We start from the raw sequence: 19,930 nt of genomic DNA, 5'->3' as shown, positions 1-19,930 counted from the left end.
TTGTAGCGTAAGTCATATCCCACTTGAGTATCCGTAGCTTCTCAAGTGAGTAGTCATGGGCGCTATCAACTTTTATTATTCATCACCATGATAAGCAGTACCGGTGTAATCATCAAAACGAGAGTAACGCCCTTGGAACGTTAAACGTACCTTACCAATTGGTCCGTTACGTTGCTTACCAATGATGATTTCTGCAATGCCTTTGTGCTCACTATCTTCGTGATAAACTTCATCTCGATAAATAAACATAATTAAATCAGCATCTTGCTCAATCGCACCCGATTCACGTAAGTCTGAGTTAATAGGGCGCTTATCAGCACGTTGCTCAAGACCACGGTTTAACTGAGATAAGGCAATAACAGGACAACGTAACTCTTTGGCTAATGCTTTTAAAGAACGTGAGATTTCTGAAATCTCTAAGGTACGGTTTTCACTCAAAGAAGGGACACGCATTAATTGTAAATAATCGACCATGATCATGCTAACACCGCCGTGGTCACGTGCAATACGACGAGCGCGCGAACGTAATTCCGTTGGTGTTAAACCAGAGCTATCATCAATAAACATTTTACCGCGGTCTAATAAAATAGACATAGTAGAAGATAATGAAGCCCAATCGTTTTCATCTAATTGGCCGGTACGAATTTTACCTTGGTCTATACGCCCTAAAGAAGCCAACATACGATTCATGATCTGATCTGAAGGCATCTCTAATGAGAAAATAATGGTTGGCTTGTCTGCATTAAGGGCTGCATGTTCCGCTAAGTTCATGGCAAAGGTAGTTTTCCCCATTGATGGACGCGCCGCTACAATAATTAAATCACCGGGTTGGAAGCCCGTAGTCATTTGGTCTAAATCATTGTAACCAGAGGACAATCCGGTAATACCATCGCGAGGGTTTTTGCATAAATCATCAATTTTTGCGACTGTTTCTTTGAGGATATCTTTAATCGCTTGCGGGCCTTCATTTTGATTATTTCGAGCCTCTGCAATTTGGAACACTTTAGTTTCTGCAAAATCTAGCAGCTCTGCACTATCACGACCTTCGGTATCATAGCCTGCCTCTGCAATATCATTGGCTACACCAATTAACTCCCTAACAATGGCGCGTTCACGAACAATATCTGCATAGTTATTGATGTTAGCTGCACTTGGCGTGTTTTGTAATAGCTCCGCTAAATAAGCAATGCCACCAATGCCTTCTAATTCCTGTGTATCTTCAAGCTTTTCTGACAGTGTAACGATATCTACGGGAATATCATTGCTGCTTAGTTTTTCAATAGTTGAAAAAATAAGGCGATGTGCACGTGTATAAAAGTCACGGTCAACCACTCGCTCAGAAACATCTGACCAAGTATCATTGTCTAATAATAAACCGCCAATGACCGCTTGTTCGGCTTCAAAAGAGTGGGGAACCGTTTTTATTGGTGAATGCGTTTTATTTTTTTGTTTAGTAAAAGCAGGTCTATCCGCCATATTAGAATCCTAATGAGTGAAGTAAGTTAAATAAACAGGATTTCAATCCAAATATACGCGGTTAATAACAAACCAATTAAGACAGCTGATGAGCCCATATCTTTAGCGCGCCCAGAAAGTTCATGGAACTCACTGCCAATTCTATCTACAACGGCTTCAATGGCTGAATTAATTATTTCAAATATTAATACCAAGATCACTGGCGAAATTAAAAGTATGCGCTCTACTTTAGTGACATCTACTAATAAGGCAATAGGGATTAAAATAATTGCTAGTAAGACCTCTTGACGAAAAGCAGCTTCATGTTTAAAAGCACTTTTGATGCCTTTTAGTGAATAACCAAAAGCAAGAAATATTCGCTTTATTCCAGTATTTTTTTGCATTAATAAGCAATCTCATGTGTATTAATTGAAGCGCACACTTTAACAAATAGACATCACTTGGTCATCATTTAGCTGTTGATTGAGAGGAATCATTTGCTAGCGGTCTCAGAATGCTTGTCAACGCCTATACGCACTAGCTTTGTATGTTAAACTAAAGCCAATATAATGGACAATAACAAGGAAAGTATGTGCTAGTTAAAGGCTCTTTTTGGTCTAAGCTGATCAGTCGTTTTTGGGTGAAGAGTGTGGTGGTGCCACAAAACCCTGTTACTGAGTTAAAGTTAGACCTCTCTCGTCCTATTATTTATGTGTTGGAACAAAATAGTGCTAGTGATTTATTAGCACTACAAAAAGCCTGTATTAAGCAAGCTTTACCCGATCCTTATCAGCCTTTGCAATTGCATGGTATTACCCTGCCCGCTGTTATTTACCTGCATGATTGGTATTTCTTTAAAAAGAAACCGCTAAAGCAACAGCAGTCTGCTTATTTAGCGCAATACCAACACTTATTATCGTTGCATCAACAGGATACAGAGCTTGATGTGCAATTAGTACCAGTGACATTTTTCTGGGGTAGAAATCCAGGTAAAAGCAATCCACGAAAAGCTTTTCTGGGGCATCATAATGTAAGTAGCTTACAAAAAGCATGGTCTATTCTCACTGCGGGTAGTGATCATTTAATACGTTTTAATGTACCCATCTCTGTTCAATCATTAGTAGAAAAAAACAAACACTCGAAACATTTAGCGCATAAACTTGCGCGAGTAGCCTTGCATTATTTTAGTACCCAAAATCGTTCTAGTCGTGGGCCTCAAATTCCTAATCGCAAAGCGATGATCAAACGTGTTATCGCCAGCCCTATGATGCAACAAACTATTCAACAAGAAAGCCTGCAAAGTGGTCGAAGTGAGTTGCAGGTTACTCAGCAATGCCATGCTTATTTAGAAGAGATTAGTAGTAATTTTTCATATCGTTTTTTGCGTTTTTTCCGATCTATTTTGTCTAAAGTCTGGAATGGTATTTACCAAGGGATCGAAGTTAATCATGCACAAGCGGTGCGTGATGCAACACAAAGTGGGGCAGAAATTATTTATATGCCTTGTCACCGCAGTCATATGGATTATCTCTTATTATCTTATTTATTGTTTGGAGAAGGTTTAGTACCACCACATGTAGCAGCCGGAGTGAATCTTAACTTTTTTCCTGCTGGTGGTATTTTTAGACGCTCTGGTGCGTTCTTTTTACGTCGTAGTTTTAAAGATGATCCTCTCTATGGCAAAGCATTCAAAGCTTATTTTGCGATGTTATTTAAACAAGGTTATCCGATTGAGTTCTTTACCGAAGGAGGGCGTAGTCGAACTGGGCGTTTACTACCCGCTAAAACGGGGTTACTCGCAATGAGTGTACAAACCTTTTTAGACCAACCTGAACGTAATGTAATGATTGTGCCTGTGTATATTGGTTATGACCATATCATGGAAGTAAGCACTTACATGAAAGAGTTATCTGGGCAGAAAAAACAACAAGAAAGTGCGTGGCAAGTCCTAGGTATTGTTAAAAAACTACGTAATTTTGGGCGTGCTTTTGTTAACTTTGGAGAGCCTATTAATCTCAAGCAATATCTCGATCAACAACAACCTAATTGGCGACATCAAGCCCTTACTGAGCAGCAATTTGCTACACAAGTTAACCAGTTGGCCAATAATGTTATGCAGGGAATAAATCAAGCAACGGCAGTGAATGCTTTACCTTTGTGCGCAGCTATATTATTGGCAAGCACTAATCATCAGCTAGGTAAACATCGTATGCTGGCTTTATTGCAATTACATCAACAGTTATTAGCGAATACCAGCCAAGACTCTAGAATTACTTATCCAACACAATCTGTTGAACTCATTTATCAACAAGCGTTAGCCATGAATAAGTTTTCAGAGTCTAATTATGTGGTGAGTTGTGATCAAAAACAAAGCGCACATTTAACTTATTACCGTAATACCATTGTGCACGTATTTGCGCTGCCTTCATTGGTGAGTTATGGCTTAATTAAATTAAACAATCAAAACAATAAAATTAGTTGTGCCACATTAACCGAGTTGGTAGGTAGTTTATTAGGCTTTATCGATGCAGAATATTTCCTAGCGCCTTCAACAGAAACACTTAAACAGCGAGTCTCTCGTGCTTTACTACAATTACAACAGAATAGCTTTGTTCGTGTTGACGATGACGTGATCACGCTTAGCGATCTGTCATTTATCCAGACATTAAGTAGGCATTTAAGCGAAACTCGATTACGTTATCATTGTGTATTGAGTTTGTTATTTGCAGATTTTGATCAAAGCGATGAGACATTATTAGCCGCCAGTAAAAAACGATTATTGGGCAGTAGCATTGAACCGTTTGATGCCAAGGTGATTAATGTTTTTATTCAACAACTTGATAGAGAGACATTACAACCTAAGCAAGTTGAAGAGTTGTTAGCTTGTTTATCAATGAAGTAGAAGTGAATATGCTATAGAGTTGGCTGATTTCGCTCACAAGTGAACAGCACTGCTTAGTTATTATCTGGCGCACTAGTATATTAGCTGCAATATTATGTCAACAAAATTATGACAACAAATACTTTATCAAAATGTCTATTCCGTTGTTGATGGTTCTATGACATGCAAACACAAGGTCTTTTAGTTAACAGTGAATAAACCCTATTTAATTTTACAGAAAACGGTCTTTTTTCAAGAAGAAATTAAAAAAAGTCGATTTTTAACTTTCATCAGTCCAGCTCGAGGTAAGACTGCTGCGATGCAATACCTTGCTGACATAAAAGCCTTGCATAAAGATGCACGTCATCATTGCTGGGCTTATATTGGAGGCAGCCCTAAAGATAGCGTTAATATGGGGTGTAGTGATGATGGTGAACCCAAAGGGACTGCTGGAAAGCCGATGCTTGCTGTTTTACAAGGCACTAATGTTGGGGAAATAGTTGCTGTAGTAGTGAGGTATTCAGGCGGTATTAAATTAGGAACGGGCGGTTTAGTACGTGCTTACAGTAATGGTTTGCAGCAATTATGCCCAACCATGCCTACAATGGAGAAGCGTTTTTTCCAACAATTTAAGTTACAATGTAACTATGCCCAAATGGCAACGGTAGAGCATATATTAGCTTCGCATTCAGGAAGAATCATTAATGTCGATTATCAACAAGAAGTAGTGGCATTAATTGAAGTCGATAGTGAACAAATAATACAGTTTAAGCAAAAATTACAATCATCGATGCAGGGACAGATCATTGCGAAACAAATTAATACTTCAACTAATGCTAACTAGTTGGTCTAGCTAGTGGCCATTCGTTCAATTATCAGGATTGTAGCGATGTTGATCGGCCTATTCAGCCTGACCATGTTGCCACCTGTGTTTGTTGCTTTCATCTATCAAGATGGTGGCGGTAATGACTTTTTAGCTGCATTTTTTGTAACTTTATTTATCGGCTTTGTTTTTTGGCTTCCAAATCGACGTCACAAAGGTGAATTAAAGGCGCGTGAAGGTTTTCTAATTGTGGTGTTGTTTTGGGCAACACTGGGCAGCGTCGGTGCAATTCCATTTCTAATGAGCTCCAGCGTAGACATGAATCTTGCGACTGCCTTTTTTGAATCTTTTTCCGGGTTAACCACCACCGGCGCAACCACTATTGCTCAGTTAGATGATTTGCCAAAATCAATTTTATTCTATCGACAAATGCTGCAATGGTTTGGTGGCATGGGGATCATTGTATTAGCCGTTGCGGTACTGCCTATGTTAGGTATCGGTGGCATGCAGTTGTACCGAGCAGAAACACCGGGGCCAGTGAAAGATTCAAAAATGACCCCCCGTATAGCTGAAACAGCAAAAGCGCTATGGTATGTTTATTTATGCTTAACGGTTGCTTGTATGTTGGCATTTTGGATTGCCGGTATGAGCTTGTTTGATGCGCTTGGCCATAGCTTCTCAACCGTATCTATTGGTGGGTTTTCTACTTACGATGCCAGTATGGGCCACTTCGATAGTGAAGTGATCAATATCATCACCGTGGTTTTCTTAATTATCTCAGGCATTAACTACGCACTACATTTCACGGTATTCTCTGCAAAAAAACTCAGTTTTGACGTCTATCGACGCGACCCTGAAGTGCGCGCGTTTATCTTTATTCAGGTGATTCTAACTATTATCTGCTTTTGGATGTTAATGGGGCACGATGTTTATAACAGTATAGAAACCACCTTTTCCCATGCGTTATTTCAATCCGTTTCAATTTCAACCACGGCAGGTTTTACTACTACCTCTTTCTCTGATTGGCCTTTGTTGTTGCCTGTTTTACTTATTTTCTCAAGTTTTATTGGAGGATGTGCAGGTTCCACGGGCGGCGGTTTGAAAGTGATTCGTGTATTATTACTTAACTTGCAAGGGCAACGTGAATTAAAGCGTTTAGTGCATCCTAAAGCCGTGTATAAAATTAAGTTAGGTGATAAAGCTTTACCGGACCGTGTTGTTGAAGCTGTGTGGGGATTCTTCTCTACCTATGCATTGGTCTTTATTGTTTGTATGCTGGCATTATTAATGACAGGTATGGACGAATTGAGTGCGTTCTCTTCTGTGGTCGCCATGCTTAATAATCTAGGGCCTGGTTTAGGTGAAGTTGCGGTACATTTTAATGATGTTAGTGATGCTTCAAAATGGGTGATGATTATTGCCATGCTATTTGGTCGATTAGAAGTCTTTACATTGTTGGTGTTATTTACACCTGTATTCTGGAAAAATTAAATTATGTCTAATGAAACCCAAGCTAAGCAAGCTGAAACCAAGCAAACTGAAAGTAGTGTAGTAAGCAAAACTTTAGTACTTTATTCCTCTGTCGATGGACAAACATTAAAAATCATTAATCGTATTAAACAAACGCTTACTGGCGAAGTGATTGTATTGAATGTTGATGATAATCCGACCATTGATTTTTCTTTGTACCAAAAAGTCTTAATCGGTGCCTCTATTCGTTATGGCAACTTTCGTCCCAATATAATTAAGTTCGTTAATCAGCATAAAACGCAATTAGATGCAGTATGTAATGCTTTTTTTGTGGTTTGTTTAACAGCACGTAAACCAGAAAAAGCAGTGCCAGAAAATAATGCCTATATGAAAAAATTTGATCAGCTTTCACAATGGCAACCACAGTTCAAAGGTGTGTTTGCCGGAGCGCTGTTGTATTCACGTTATAATTGGTGGCAAACCCTGTTAATTCAGTTGATTATGAAAATGACGGGCGGCAGTACGGATAAAACACAGGACATAGAATTAACCAATTGGGAAAAAGTTGATTCTTTTGCTCAGGACTTTGCAGCACGTTAGTTTGTCTCATAAGAAAATTTAGGCTGAAATAATGTCGGCGCTGATTTACAATACGAGCCCGTTTCACCGCTTAGATTATCAATAGGTTGCTATATTTTGAGCCAGAGTATCACTAGTACTGCACATGACGTCTTATTTGATGTGTTTGGTTACAAGCAATTTCGAGATGGCCAAGAAACCGTTATTAACGAGTTGATCGCAGGGCGTGATGCGTTGGTGGTGATGCCTACGGGTGGCGGTAAAAGTTTATGTTTTCAAATTCCTGCGTTAGTAAGAGAGGGGATATGCATCGTTATATCACCTTTGATCTCACTCATGAAAGATCAAGTGGATACCCTACAAGCTTGTGGTGTTGCAGCGGCCTATTTAAATTCCAGCCTTTCCTATCAACAACAAAATGATATTATTAATTCCCTACATCGTGGGCAGTTGAAACTATTATACGTTGCGCCTGAGCGCCTTTTACGCCCTGATTTTATTGCTCGACTACAACACTTGCCTATTAATTTATTTGCCATTGATGAAGCCCATTGTATCTCTTCTTGGGGGCATGACTTCCGTCCCGAATATGCGCAATTAGGCAATCTTAAAGAACATTTTCCTAATATTCCTTTAGTGGCTTTAACTGCAACGGCTGACCATGCAACACAACAAGATATTTTACAGCGTTTACAGCTCAATCAACCTTTAATAGAAATTCGTAGTTTTGACCGCCCTAACATTGAATATTTATTGATTGAAAAGTATCGCCCATTATCACAATTATTTAATTATTTAGATCAGCATAAAGACGAAAGTGGAATAATTTATTGCACTAGTCGTAAGCGGACTGAAGAGATAGCACAAAAATTAGCTGCAAAGGGATTAAATTCACGTTGTTATCATGCGGGATTACCCTTAGAAGAGCGTCAAACGGTACAAGACTTATTTATTAAAGATGAAGTGGAAATCGTAGTTGCGACGGTTGCTTTTGGTATGGGTATTGATAAACCCAATGTACGTTTTGTTGTGCATTATGAAATACCTAAGAATATTGAGTCATACTATCAAGAAACAGGGCGTGCAGGGCGAGATGGTTTACCTGCGCAAGCGATGTTATTTTATGACCCAGCGGATCCTGCGCGTATTCGTAGCTTATTAGAAAAGAATCCAAATCAAGAGCAACTGCGTATTGAGTTACATAAACTGAATACAATGGTTGCATTTGCGGAAGCACAAACCTGTCGTCGTCGAGTTGTATTAAATTATTTTGGCGAGTACAGCCCTAAAGCTTGTGGTAACTGTGATATTTGTTTAGATCCTCCGCAAAGTTACGATGCAACGGTGGATGCACAAAAAATACTATCCTGTGTTTATCGAACTGGGCAATATTTTGGGATCACGCATGTGGTTGAAGTCTTACGTGGTGCGCAAACTGCACGTGTTAAAAGCCTTGGGCACGATCAATTATCGACTTTTGGTATTGGTAAGGATAAGTCAACCGAACATTGGTTTAGTATTGCTAGGCAATTGATCCATTGTGGATTATTGATGCAAAACTTAACTCGTGGCTCTGCTTTACAATTAACAGAAGCTGCTCGTTCAGTGCTTAAATCAGAGAATAGTTTGATGCTTGCTGTTCCAAGATTACAGCTAGTGAAAACCACTGCCAAACAAAAGCGACGTAGCGTGTCTGTTAATGCAGATAATAAGTTATTTGCTAAATTACGTCATTTACGCAAGCAGATAGCTGATCAAGCAAATTTACCACCCTATGTTATTTTTAGTGACGTTTCTTTGTCTGAAATGAGTGAGTTAATGCCCACTAATGACTCGCAATTTTTATCAATCACAGGCGTTGGCCATATCAAGTTAGATAAGTATGGAGAAGATTTTTTAGCTGAAATTAAACAATATGTTGATCAGCTATAATTTGCAGTAACATCATTACTGTATAGTCATGAAATAGATCTTTAATTGTGTCACCTGAATAAGCTTTTTATTGCAGTGTTTCCATTAATACTTCCCAACTCACCTCTGGTTCCGGCATTTTTTGCGATGGAATCACCAACCAGTTCTGATCCTGTTCTCGCTTTGCAATGCTAAAGGAAAATGGGTAATAAAGTGATAAACCAATACGTAAGTCCGTCGCAATCAGCCGACCTTGGCGCTCACTAAAGCTCAATAACCCATCACTAAACCATTCTAAGCGTTGTAACTCTGTTGAATTAAACTGCTTGGTCAGTGAACGGCCCGTTGCAAAGGCTTGCCATTCAGTGTTTTGAATATTTAAAACACTGCTGAAGGTTTCATAATATGTATCATCTTGATAGCTAATAATCCGCCATACAAAGATATTAAAGGGTGTTGGTGAGATAAATACCTGACTATTTTTAACTATTGGATCAATAGTTAGCTTTTGTTTTAAATACCAAAATTGTGCCTGGCCTAGTATTAAGTAAGCGCAACTAATACACAAAACAACGCTATTTATTTTGTACCACTTTAATGTGTTTTTTTGCAACCAAAGCCCTAAAACTGCGATTAATAATGGCAAAGTATAAAGAGGATCAATAATAAAAATACTTGACCAAGAGGTGGGTTGTACCGGGATAGGCCACCACAATTGAGTGCCATAACTGGTAAATGCATCTAATAACGGGTGTGTGATTAAAGGTAATAATATGGTCAGAAATAATGATTTTTTATAGGCTTTCCATTGTGGTCTAAAGTATAAAGCGAGCCTATATAAAAACACGCTGAGAGCACTTAATACGATCAAGGAGTGACTGAAACCACGGTGAAAAGTAAAGTTATCAATAGCCGTTTGATAGCTGATTAACACATCTAAATCTGGCAGTGTACCTAAGATAGCGCCAACAAGCAGCACCTTACGTCCAAAAGGTTTGAAACCAACTGCAGCTGCAACACTTGCCCCTAGGGCTATTTGAGTTAAGGAATCCATAATTACTCTACATGTTCATCGTAGAGTCAGTGTAATGCAACTGAGGCTAATAACAAATCAAATTGGGTAGTGTTTAATTTTTGAAAAAATGAGATGGGTTTATTATTTGAATCCAAGTTTAGCTTTTAAGCCAGTAACTTTTATTAAGTAAACTCTGTAAGTATTAACTTTAAACCTGACCACTAAATCAGAATAGCGCCGCTATTATCGTGTATTTCTACTTAACCATCTGCCAATCACTAACGATGGCTTCGATTCTTTTTTGATCAACATAATAGTAACGGCACTGTTTATTATAAATTAATTTACCTCTGAACCTCTGAACCTTTGAACCTTTAATTACACTATTCTTTTTCAGTTTTTTTACTCTTCTTTGAAGTTTGAATTCAAGTGAAAAGTGTTATTTAAAATCATTTAAACGCTTTAAAATAGCTTCAAATATATTGGGTTCTATGTTTTTTTCAATGTCATCTAACTGATTATTTTTAAATATTTCACTTAAAAATGCACATAAATAAGTTAAAGGGGCATGCGAAAATAGCTTTGGATTCGCTAAGTAATCATTACCTCTGTGGTTCATCCAAGCTGCATTGTCTTGCTCATCCATAAAATGGCTGCGTGACATAGTGCTATGCAGTTTCTCCAGAAGTTGGTGATAATCAAAATTATCACGTTCAAAGTCGTTGCTGTAAGAAGCAATTAAATTGATAGTCCTTTGCTCAGGTAAAATATTAAGTTGATGTAGATTGCTCATAGTAGACTCCTCTATTCATTGGACATTCAATTATTTTTATTACCGAAATCACCTATTACAGGCCACTACACTTGCCGTTCGCTTAATATTTAAAAAATAAAACGCTATATAATAGAAACTAATAAGCAATACGAGGCTAATAACGGTAACTTATATCCACTATTTTTTAGTGGTTATGAAGTAAGTATAAAGGATATTTTTTATAGATTCATGACGATATACTAATAATTTGATTATTATTTTGTGTTTTTTGTGTGATCTATTACTAATTGTTTTATAGTAAGTTTCTGATACTTTGAATTATAAAATTTTTTGATTTATACCGATTGTCTTAAGTAGGTGCTCAAAATTTAACAAACAGAATAAAGCACTTAATTACTCTGGTTGGTATTAGGAGTCGATATGCTATTGAAACACATTGAAGTAGTGGGGTTTCGTGGAATTAATCGCTTATCCATTAATATGCATGAGTTGAGTGCGTTATTAGGTGAAAATAGCTGGGGTAAATCGAGTTTATTCGAAGCACTCTCTCTATTTTTATCTGGAGCTAAAAAAAGTTATCGCTTCACCTTAGATGATTTTCATCGGCCCCCTATTTCCGACCTACCTATCATTAACCATATTTATCTTATCTTTACTTTTAAAGAGCAATACCCTGAAGAGTCTTTACAACGTCACTTTGCTAGTATTAGCGATGCCTGGGTAACATTACCCGATCGAAATAAATACATTATTTATCAAGTAGACGGCAGTGTGGACAGTAGCGGGGAAGTCTTTACGGACAGACACTTTTTAGACCAAGAGGGGCATCGTAAACACTTCTCACAAAGTGATTTGAATAATTTGGTGAATGAATTTATATCTTTTGTGCCTGTATTAAGATTAGGGAGTGAGCAAAATGATAGTGGTCAAGCTTACAGACCAGTTAAACATTTGTTAAATAGCCATAGAGCACGTTCTGAAGCGCGTATTAAACGGATTTTTCAGCGTATTACAAGTTCGTCACAGCAATTATCCGAAGTAGAATTAAAGAAAGGGTGTGATTCAATTGTGTATCTTTTTGATCACTATCTATGCAAGCGCTATGGTGATTTACCCAATTACCCTAATGATGAAAAACTAAGATATGTGGATCACAGTTTTTCCTTTAACGCATTAACGCGTTTTAATGATCTATTAAAGGATGGGCATAAAACAGATCGCGCCATGCTGCTGCTGGTATTAGGACAATTCTTAGAGGAACGAGGAGAGCACTTATTTCGTCGTGGGGCGACGCCTATTTTGTTATTAGAAGAGCCTGAAAATAACTTACACCCAGTTAATTTAGCTATCACATGGCGTTTCTTTTCCTTGTTACCAATGCAGAAGTTAGTCAGTACTAATTCTGCTCAGTTATTATCATTTTTCCCATTAAGTCGCATTCAACGTTTAGTGCGCAAAACGGATAAGATAAAAAGCTATACCGTTAATCGTAAACATTACTCTAATAATGACCTAAGGCGTATTGCCTTCCATTTGCGAATGAATCGCCCACAAAGTCTATTCGCACGTGCTTGGTTATTAGTTGAAGGGGAAACTGAAACTTGGTTGTTAACTGACTTAGCGAGGTTATGTGGACATCATTTATTAGTTGAAGGGATACAAGTTATTGAATTCGCACAATGTGGCTTAAAACCACTGATTAAATTAGCACAAGATTTAAATATTGAATGGCATGTGCTAACCGATGGTGATGGTGCAGGCCAAAAATATGCAAGTCGAGTCAAGGACATGTTAGGCGAATCGGATTCTATCCATACTCGTTTAACCGTATTGCCAGCGCATGATATTGAACATCTATTTTTTGAAAATGGTTTTGAAGAGGTTTACCTAAAAGCCGCAAATTACACTAAACAAGACTTAGTGAGACTAAATACCAATAAGGTGATTGAAAAAGCGGTGCACAAATATTCTAAGCCGGGTTTAGGGATTTCAATTGCTGAAGCGGTAGAGTTGCAAGGAGTTGAATCGGTCCCTCTGTTACTAAAACGCCTTTTTTCCCGATTGGTCGGTATGGCACGCAGTCAATCGGGTTAACAAAATAGGACTTTAAAACAGACAACAATTGCACTGTTGTGATTACTCACAGACCACGCAATTGAAGTTACTTAATGTTTCATTATTCTGTGATGGGATCCGCTAGCTGATAAGTTAATGAATGCTTTTTATTGCTAATAATTAATGTTTCATCATCAATCATAACATTTGCCCAGTGAGTTAATACTTCACTAACATCCATCTCTACATCATTTTTTAATGGTTCACACATTTTTCGTGTATTACCCATATCACCAATACGTAATTGATTATTGCTAAATTCAGCCATTCCAAAAAACTGATTACAACCTAAATTACCAGAACTTTTGTTAGCACTGTCTATATGTAATGAACTGTTAATAATGGTGGCTAATTGAATGTTATCAACGTGAGTCAACTTCCAATTATGCTGTAGTTGTTCAACGTTTACTTTTTGTGGTTCAATTTGAGTCTCAGAAGAGCAAGCTCCAAGCGCCATGATACTTGCAGTTAGTATCATCATTTTAACGGTTGTCATAATTATGTAATCCAGTGGGTATAAATTTTTACGATATAACATCAACTAACCTACTGGAATGAACGCAGCCTATAACTCGCAGTAGGTGATAATTGAAAATTAACTATTTTTATTACTTTTTATTGCTTCGTTTGACACTTTTAACACCAGTTAGTTTCTTAATTTGTCGCATAATACGTGACAAATGTACTCGGTTAATAACTGTTAATGTCACATTAATCGAATAAATTTGATTAGTGACTGCAGTTGTCTGTAAGTCCACTACATTGGCATTACTCTTGGCAATTACATTAAACATTCTTGCTAAACCTGCTTTATGATTTACCATTTGAATGCTCAAATCACTTGAGTATTCATATTGATTCATAAAGTTCATGTCCCATTCGACAGCAATATACTTATCTAGTTCATTTTCAAACCCAATTACATTATGACAACTTTTAATATGTACAACTAAACCTTTACCCGAGCTCGTATGAGCAACAATTTGATCGCCAGGCAATGGCTTACAACAGTTGGCATAGGACAGCATAATATCTTCAGCGCCCTTAATGGCACTTTGTCTAATTTGCTGTTTATGATGAGACTCAGTTAACTCGTCGGCATTACCACGTAAACGCCTTGCGATGATAATACTTAACAGTTTTCCACTGCCGATAGCATGTAATAGATCGTTGAAACCATCTAAATGATGATCGGCAATGACTTTATCAATATTCTCCTGTGGAATATCCGTCAAGTTGGTCGCATTCAGTGCTTGTTTTAATAAGCGTCTGCCCATTGGAATAGTGGTTGATTGTGGTAATTGCTTAAGATAATTACGCACACTGTTTCGCGCTCTGTGGGTAGCTGCGAAATTTAACCATTCAGGGCTTGGATTAGGCTTTTTAGCGGTAATAATTTCAATTGTTTGTCCGCTTTCTAATTTTTGGCTTAATGATGAGTACTCATTGTCCACTTTTGCACCAATACAGTGATGACCTATGTTTGTATGCAAGGCATAGGCGAAATCAACCGCGGTGGCTAATGCCGGTAAAACAATGATTTTACCCTGTGGCGTTAATACATGAATATCATTTTTACCTAACTCTTGTTTAATATTTTCTAATAAAACAACGGAGTTAGTATTCTGGTCTTCTTGCTCTGTTAAACCTTGGAACCAATTACGCGTTTGTAATTGAGCGGCTATATTAGAACTTTGTGCGCTTTCTTTATAACTCCAATGAGCTGCAATACCATGCTTAGCAACGGCATCCATATCTTCAGTACGAATTTGGATTTCTATATTCACACCTTCATGGGTAATAAGCGTAGTATGCAATGATTGATAACTATTGGTTTTAGGCAGCGCAATATAATCTTCAAAATATTCTAATTTAGGTTGGTACAAATGGTGTATTTGCCCTAAAACACGATAACAAGTATCTAAATCTTTAACTATGATACGAAATGCATAAACATCCATTACATCATGGAATTGACAGCCTTTCTTACGCATTTTCTTATACAAACTATAAAGATGTTTTTCTCGCCCAATCACTTGTGCATCAATTGACATCGACTCAAGTTGCTCAGAAATTTCATCACAAATACTGGCGATAAAATCTTTACGATTACCACGTGCTTTGGTGATTGCTTGTTTTAATACATGATAACGTGCTGAATTTTGTGCTTTGAAGGCTAACTCTTCTAATTCATTTTTTAAGTGATGTAAACCAAGGCGGTTAGCAATAGGTGTAAATATTTCAAAGGTTTCTTGGGCAATACGTTGACGCTTATCTAATCGAAGTGAATCCAGTGTACGCATATTGTGTACGCGATCCGCTAGTTTTATCAACATTACTCGGAAATCTTTAGACATCGCAATTAACATTTTTCTGATGTTTTCAGCTTGTGCTTGTTCGCGATTCTCAAAATTAAATTTATCTAGCTTAGTAACACCTTCAACCAGTTGTGCGACATTTGGATTAAACGCGTCGGAAAGTTCTTGATGGGTGGTATCAGTATCTTCTAATACATCGTGCATTAATGCTGCTGAAATAGCCTCATAGTCTAATTTCATAGCCGCAAGTATTTCAGCCACTGCAACGGGGTGAGTAATATAAGGTTCGCCACTTGCTCTTTTCACACCATCATGTGCTGCATATGCATAATGATATGCACGTTCGACAAAGGCACATTGCTCTTCTGTCATATAGGTTTGAATAGACGCTTTTAGTGTTTGAAACATAAATATCACTTTCCTTAATTTTAGTGCTACTTTAGTAGCATAATCGCTGTTTAATGAGTTTCAAAGTGTTTAATGCTATAAAGTAACAAATAGCTTTTAAATACAACCAGCCCAAAGTTTTAACTGCTTTATCTCTTGCGGCCATAAACTTTCATCAGTTGTTTCTAAAACTAATGGTATGTGGTTAAAACGATGATCTTTCATAATAAATTCAAAGCATTCCCAACCAATTTCTCCAGCACCTAAAGGCGCGTGGCGGTCAACTCTGCTAGCAAAAGGGACTTTACTGTCATTAATATGCATCGCGCGTAAATATTCAAATCCGACAATATCAGAGTAAGCTTGAAATGTAGCTTCAGTTGCTTGGTGGCCACGTAAATCATAGCCCGAAGCAAAAGTATGGCAAGTATCTATGCATACTCCAACACGTTGCTTATCTTCTACTTGCTCAATAATCGTTGCAAGTTGCTCGAAACGGTAGCCTAAGTTTGTGCCTTGCCCTGCAGTGTTTTCAATCACGGCTGAAACAGAGGTTGTTTGTTGTAGAGCAATATTGATTGACTCTGCAATACGTTTTAAACAGTCTTCCGGCGTCGCTTTTTTAAGATGGCTGCCTGGATGGAAGTTTAATAATGTTAATCCTAATTGTTCACAGCGTTGCATTTCGTCTAAGAAAGCAGCTCTAGATTTTTGCAAAGCTTCCGCTTCCGGGTGACCTAGATTAATAAGGTATGAGTCATGGGGTAATATATTATTGCTGTTAATGTTATAACGCTTGCAAGCCGCTTTAAATTTGCGAATGGTATTTTCATCGAGAGGTTTTGCTTCCCAGCGACGTTGGTTCTTGGTGAATAGTGCAAAAGCTGTTGCGCCGATATCATGGGCATTTTTTGGGGCGTTAAAAACCCCTTCTGCAGCGCTTACATGCGCACCAATGTACTTCATTAATAATAGCCTAAAATTTGAATGGATAACGAGTATATACTTAAACTACACCAAGATACAGGTTCACCGTTAGGCGTACGTGTTAGAATAAAAACTATAACAGGGGGGGGATTTTAGTTCGCTATCATTGATGGATGTTAATGGTTATCGACTAATAATGTCACTGAAAGAGAGGTAAAAATGTCTTGTGAATTTTGTGCCACAACACTGATTAAGCAAAAACTAGGTCGTTGTAAGCAATGTATGTGGATTAATTTTATATTGTTGGCGCTGACAGCAAGCATTTATTATTGGATTGATATTAGTGCATTACAAGCGGTGCAACGTGTTGCTTTAATCATGTTTCTAGGTAGCTTAGTGTTATTGATGTTAGCGCATTTAAGTGCTTGGAGTTTCTATCGCTGGAAAGACAGTAAAGATCTTTAATCGCATAGGAGATAAAAAACTTTAACTACATAACTTACATAACTACATAGCTTCGCCCTGCACTTCGTTTATAGCGTCATGGTTGTTAAGGTGGAAAGTTGTTAATGTAAAAAGTTGTTAATGTGAACTGTTTTTGAGGTAAGCAAGTTGTTAAGTTAAGCTGTATTTAAGACAGGCGGTTTTAAGGTAAGTAGACACAGCCTAAAATGGCATCTCGTAGTGCACCAGTCACTGCTTTTAACGGTACTGTCTTTTCTATTATCCGCTGTTCAGCTAACCAAGCAAATGCTACTGCTTCTACATACATAGGATCAATTGCTAAAGCCTGTGTCGTTTGTACTTTATGACCTGGCATTAAGTCTTTTAAACGCTGCATTAATAATGGGTTAAGTGCACCACCTCCACACACGTAAACATTACATGCATCACTTTGTTGCTTTATTTGGTCACAAATTGTCACCGCAGTAAATTCTAATAGGGTACGTTGTACATCTTCTTTACTTACTACGTGCGAGGTTAATTTTTGTTGTAACCAGTTTAGGTTAAATTTTTCTCGGCCAGTACTTTTTGGTGCGCTTAATACAAAGTAAGGATCGTTTAATAAAGCACTTAATAAGCTTTGATTAACTTTACCTGTGACGGCAAACCAAGCTTCTTTATCAAAGGCTTGTTGATGATGTAAATGAATCCATGCATCCATCAACATATTGCCTGGACCTGTATCATAGCCAAAAGCATGTTCAGTCCCATTGAGAATACTAATATTAGCAATGCCACCAATGTTGAGGATCACACGTTGTTGCTTTTCCTGTGCAAATAAAGCTTGATGAAAAGCAGGCACTAACGGCGCACCTTGACCCCCGTAAGCCATGTCCATTCTTCTGAAATCAGCTACACAGGGGATCTGTGTTTTAGCTGCAATTAAATTGCCATCACCAATTTGTTGTGTGAAGGCATATTGAGTATCGGGAGAGTGGAAAATAGTTTGGCCATGGCTGCCAATAGCAGCGATATTAGTGGCTTCTATGTTGTTACTTTTCAACAGTTCAAGGACTGCTTCTGCACAAGCTAAGGCAAACTGATGGTCGACTTCTCCTAATGTTTGTAAGGTCACTTTTTTTTCATTACAGATGGTGAGTAATTTTTCGCGTAATGATGGCGCTAGTGCTATCGCGGTGCCGGCGACTTGTTCAAAGCGAGTTCCTTGGCGCTGGCATAAAGCAACATCGATGGCATCTAAGCTAGTGCCAGACATTAAACCAATATAATAAATCGGCTGTGTTGGCACAGATGTTAGCGGGTTAGATGACACGCGAGAACTGCTGTTGACGTGCTTTACTGCGTAGGTAAACATCAAAACACATACAGATGTTACGTATCAATAATTGCCCGGTTGATAAAACTTGAATTTTTTCAGTATCAATCACCACAAGCTGATCATCGATAAAGGTCTGTAATAAAATGATATCTTCTGCAAAATAGTCTTCAAATTGGATATTAAATTGTTTTTCAATGTCACGTTTATTTAATTTAAAATTACAGATCAATTGTTTGATAACCTCACGACGAATTAAATCATCTTGATTCAGTGCGACACCACGCCATTGTGCATGACCTAATTCTTCAACTTGTTGATAATAATCACTAAGCTTCTTCTGGTTTTGCGAGTAACAGTGGCCAATCTGACTGATTGCAGACACACCCAACCCTAATAAATCGGCGTCTTCTTGAGTGGTATATCCTTGAAAATTTCGATGTAAAATACCTTTTTGCTGCGCGATAGCTAATTCATCATCGGGTTTAGCAAAGTGGTCCATACCAATAAATTGATAACCTGATGCGGTCAAAAACTCGATAGTATGTTGTAGCATGGCCAATTTCTCTGCAGGTTTTGGCATATCATCTTCATTGATTTTTCGCTGTGCCGCAAAAAGACTTGGCATATGTGCATAGTTAAAAATGGATAAACGTGCAGGATCTAGGGCTAAGACTTTCTCTAGCGTGAAAGCAAAGGTTTCTTTTGTTTGTAGCGGCAATCCATAAATCATATCGAGATTAGTAGATTGAAACCCTTGTTCTTTGGCGCGAGTTAAAAGTTGCTCAATGAAATCTTCATCTTGCTCACGATTAATCACTTTTTGAACGTCTTTATTAAAATCTTGAACCCCTAAACTAAGACGATTAAAACCCTCTTTTGCTAAGTGGTCGATAGTACTCAATTCAATTTCACGTGGATCAACCTCAATACTTAACTCTGCTTGTTCTGAGAAAGTAAAATGAGTGCGTAATAAGGTCATTAATCGTGTAATTTGCGGTGGTAATAAGAAAGTGGGAGTGCCACCGCCCCAGTGAAGTTGGCTCACTGTACGATTTTTGAAGTGAACTGCTTGGTTTGCTATCTCTTTTTCTAAATAATCTAAGTATTTGTCTGCTTTTTCTTGGTGACGAGTGATTACTTTATTACAACCACAAAAATAGCAAAGCTTATGGCAAAAAGGGATATGGATATATAAAGATAAAGGGCGGTCGGGATAGGTATCCGTTGCTTGAATTAAATCCGCATGTTCAAAGCTTTCAGCAAATTCCAACGCTGTTGGGTAAGAAGTATAACGAGGACCGCTATAATTATACTTTTCAATTAGGGCCTGATCCCATACAAGCTGCTGCATTTTCAACTCTCTTTATTATTTTGTAGGTTAGAAACGCAATAGTAGCATCGCTTGAAGCGAGTTATATTGCGTTATATCAGTCCATCTGACAAAAAGTATATTTAAGTTATTGTTTATACTATGCTCATTAACTATGCTCA

The 19,930-nt window shown here is 37.8% G+C and carries 16 protein-coding genes; 7 read left to right on the top strand and 9 right to left on the bottom strand.

The annotated features are described in order from the left end of the window. Nucleotides 1-75: 75 nt before the first annotated feature. Together dnaB and MT390_RS02565 are read right to left on the bottom strand one after the other, a co-directional pair. Entirely contained in the window at nucleotides 76-1,476 is a 1,401-nt protein-coding gene (gene dnaB, locus MT390_RS02570) for a replicative DNA helicase (protein ID WP_166368806.1), read from the bottom strand. Nucleotides 1,477-1,502: 26 nt separating this feature from the next. Continuing rightward, the gene (locus tag MT390_RS02565) at nucleotides 1,503-1,859 is read right to left on the bottom strand and encodes a diacylglycerol kinase (protein WP_166368804.1); all 357 of its coding nucleotides are present in this window, start codon (nucleotides 1,857-1,859) and stop codon (nucleotides 1,503-1,505) included. A 188-nt stretch (nucleotides 1,860-2,047) separates the two neighbouring features. Between MT390_RS02565 and plsB the strand changes: the two genes are divergently transcribed. The 5 genes from plsB to recQ all read left to right on the top strand — a co-directional run bounded on the left by plsB (nucleotide 2,048) and on the right by recQ (nucleotide 9,140). Beyond that, nucleotides 2,048-4,357 carry a glycerol-3-phosphate 1-O-acyltransferase PlsB gene (gene plsB, locus MT390_RS02560; RefSeq protein WP_499439423.1) on the top strand — a complete coding sequence of 770 codons (2,310 nt, stop codon included), beginning with the start codon at nucleotides 2,048-2,050 and terminating at the stop codon, nucleotides 4,355-4,357. 190 nt (nucleotides 4,358-4,547) lie between these two features. Further along, the gene (locus MT390_RS02555) at nucleotides 4,548-5,180 is read left to right on the top strand and encodes a YigZ family protein (protein WP_499439422.1); all 633 of its coding nucleotides are present in this window, start codon (nucleotides 4,548-4,550) and stop codon (nucleotides 5,178-5,180) included. A 12-nt stretch (nucleotides 5,181-5,192) separates the two neighbouring features. After that, nucleotides 5,193-6,650 (top strand): TrkH family potassium uptake protein, encoded by a 1,458-nt coding sequence (locus MT390_RS02550; RefSeq protein ID WP_299663721.1) that lies wholly within the window; start codon nucleotides 5,193-5,195, stop codon nucleotides 6,648-6,650. A gap of 3 nt (nucleotides 6,651-6,653) precedes the next feature. Then, nucleotides 6,654-7,229: a menaquinone-dependent protoporphyrinogen IX dehydrogenase gene (gene hemG, locus MT390_RS02545; RefSeq protein WP_299663723.1), complete on the top strand. Its 576-nt coding sequence runs from the start codon at nucleotides 6,654-6,656 to the stop codon at nucleotides 7,227-7,229. An 81-nt stretch (nucleotides 7,230-7,310) separates the two neighbouring features. Next, nucleotides 7,311-9,140: a DNA helicase RecQ gene (gene recQ, locus MT390_RS02540; protein WP_499439505.1), complete on the top strand. Its 1,830-nt coding sequence runs from the start codon at nucleotides 7,311-7,313 to the stop codon at nucleotides 9,138-9,140. Nucleotides 9,141-9,207: 67 nt separating this feature from the next. On the opposite strand, the gene MT390_RS02535 is transcribed toward recQ, so the two are convergent. Together MT390_RS02535 and MT390_RS02530 are read right to left on the bottom strand one after the other, a co-directional pair. After that, nucleotides 9,208-10,173, bottom strand: a complete 966-nt coding sequence (locus MT390_RS02535) for a metal-dependent hydrolase (RefSeq protein ID WP_499439420.1) — start codon at nucleotides 10,171-10,173, stop codon at nucleotides 9,208-9,210. A gap of 400 nt (nucleotides 10,174-10,573) precedes the next feature. After that, nucleotides 10,574-10,927 carry a hypothetical protein gene (locus MT390_RS02530; RefSeq protein ID WP_499439419.1) on the bottom strand — a complete coding sequence of 118 codons (354 nt, stop codon included), beginning with the start codon at nucleotides 10,925-10,927 and terminating at the stop codon, nucleotides 10,574-10,576. A gap of 402 nt (nucleotides 10,928-11,329) precedes the next feature. Between MT390_RS02530 and MT390_RS02525 the strand changes: the two genes are divergently transcribed. After that, a complete protein-coding gene (locus tag MT390_RS02525) occupies nucleotides 11,330-13,003 on the top strand; it encodes a DUF2813 domain-containing protein (RefSeq protein WP_499439418.1) in 1,674 nt (557 codons plus the stop codon). An 82-nt stretch (nucleotides 13,004-13,085) separates the two neighbouring features. Here MT390_RS02525 and MT390_RS02520 read toward each other — a convergent pair whose 3' ends face one another. From MT390_RS02520 to nfo, 3 genes are all read right to left on the bottom strand, one after another. Further along, a complete protein-coding gene (locus MT390_RS02520; RefSeq protein ID WP_299663733.1) occupies nucleotides 13,086-13,520 on the bottom strand; it encodes an META domain-containing protein in 435 nt (144 codons plus the stop codon). 112 nt (nucleotides 13,521-13,632) lie between these two features. Beyond that, nucleotides 13,633-15,756 carry a RelA/SpoT family protein gene (locus MT390_RS02515; protein ID WP_166369013.1) on the bottom strand — a complete coding sequence of 708 codons (2,124 nt, stop codon included), beginning with the start codon at nucleotides 15,754-15,756 and terminating at the stop codon, nucleotides 13,633-13,635. A gap of 90 nt (nucleotides 15,757-15,846) precedes the next feature. After that, entirely contained in the window at nucleotides 15,847-16,695 is an 849-nt protein-coding gene (gene nfo / locus MT390_RS02510) for a deoxyribonuclease IV (protein ID WP_499439416.1), read from the bottom strand. A 180-nt stretch (nucleotides 16,696-16,875) separates the two neighbouring features. Here nfo and MT390_RS02505 point away from each other — a divergent pair, with 180 nt between their 5' ends. Beyond that, nucleotides 16,876-17,121, top strand: a complete 246-nt coding sequence (locus MT390_RS02505; RefSeq protein ID WP_499439415.1) for a DUF3624 family protein — start codon at nucleotides 16,876-16,878, stop codon at nucleotides 17,119-17,121. A 181-nt stretch (nucleotides 17,122-17,302) separates the two neighbouring features. On the opposite strand, the gene MT390_RS02500 is transcribed toward MT390_RS02505, so the two are convergent. Then, nucleotides 17,303-18,433, bottom strand: coding sequence for an anhydro-N-acetylmuramic acid kinase (locus MT390_RS02500; RefSeq protein ID WP_499439414.1), 1,131 nt, complete (start codon nucleotides 18,431-18,433; stop codon nucleotides 17,303-17,305). Continuing rightward, complete coding sequence (hemN, locus tag MT390_RS02495; protein WP_205962932.1) at nucleotides 18,423-19,790, bottom strand: oxygen-independent coproporphyrinogen III oxidase; 1,368 nt, start codon at nucleotides 19,788-19,790, stop codon at nucleotides 18,423-18,425. The genes MT390_RS02500 and hemN overlap by 11 nt, the downstream gene beginning before the upstream one ends. Between the last annotated feature and the right edge of the window lie 140 nt (nucleotides 19,791-19,930).

Origin of the sequence: Vibrio sp. 2-Bac 85, assembly GCF_037546705.1 — a bacterium.
Taxonomy (GTDB): Bacteria; Pseudomonadota; Gammaproteobacteria; order Enterobacterales; family Psychromonadaceae; genus Psychromonas.
Note: the sequence above shows the minus strand (reverse complement) of the source record. Positions and strands in the feature narration are given on the sequence as shown.

What these genes read in the sequence shown, in the direction of transcription:
- dnaB (WP_166368806.1), bottom strand. Translation starts at nt 1,476, where the DNA reads ATGGCGGATAGACCTGCTTTTACTAAACAAAAAAATAAAACGCATTCA.
- MT390_RS02565 (WP_166368804.1), bottom strand. Translation starts at nt 1,859, where the DNA reads ATGCAAAAAAATACTGGAATAAAGCGAATATTTCTTGCTTTTGGTTAT.
- hemG (WP_299663723.1), top strand. Translation starts at nt 6,654, where the DNA reads ATGTCTAATGAAACCCAAGCTAAGCAAGCTGAAACCAAGCAAACTGAA.
- MT390_RS02535 (WP_499439420.1), bottom strand. Translation starts at nt 10,173, where the DNA reads ATGGATTCCTTAACTCAAATAGCCCTAGGGGCAAGTGTTGCAGCTGCA.
- MT390_RS02530 (WP_499439419.1), bottom strand. Translation starts at nt 10,927, where the DNA reads ATGAGCAATCTACATCAACTTAATATTTTACCTGAGCAAAGGACTATC.
- MT390_RS02525 (WP_499439418.1), top strand. Translation starts at nt 11,330, where the DNA reads ATGCTATTGAAACACATTGAAGTAGTGGGGTTTCGTGGAATTAATCGC.
- MT390_RS02520 (WP_299663733.1), bottom strand. Translation starts at nt 13,520, where the DNA reads ATGACAACCGTTAAAATGATGATACTAACTGCAAGTATCATGGCGCTT.
- nfo (WP_499439416.1), bottom strand. Translation starts at nt 16,695, where the DNA reads ATGAAGTACATTGGTGCGCATGTAAGCGCTGCAGAAGGGGTTTTTAAC.
- MT390_RS02505 (WP_499439415.1), top strand. Translation starts at nt 16,876, where the DNA reads ATGTCTTGTGAATTTTGTGCCACAACACTGATTAAGCAAAAACTAGGT.
- hemN (WP_205962932.1), bottom strand. Translation starts at nt 19,790, where the DNA reads ATGCAGCAGCTTGTATGGGATCAGGCCCTAATTGAAAAGTATAATTAT.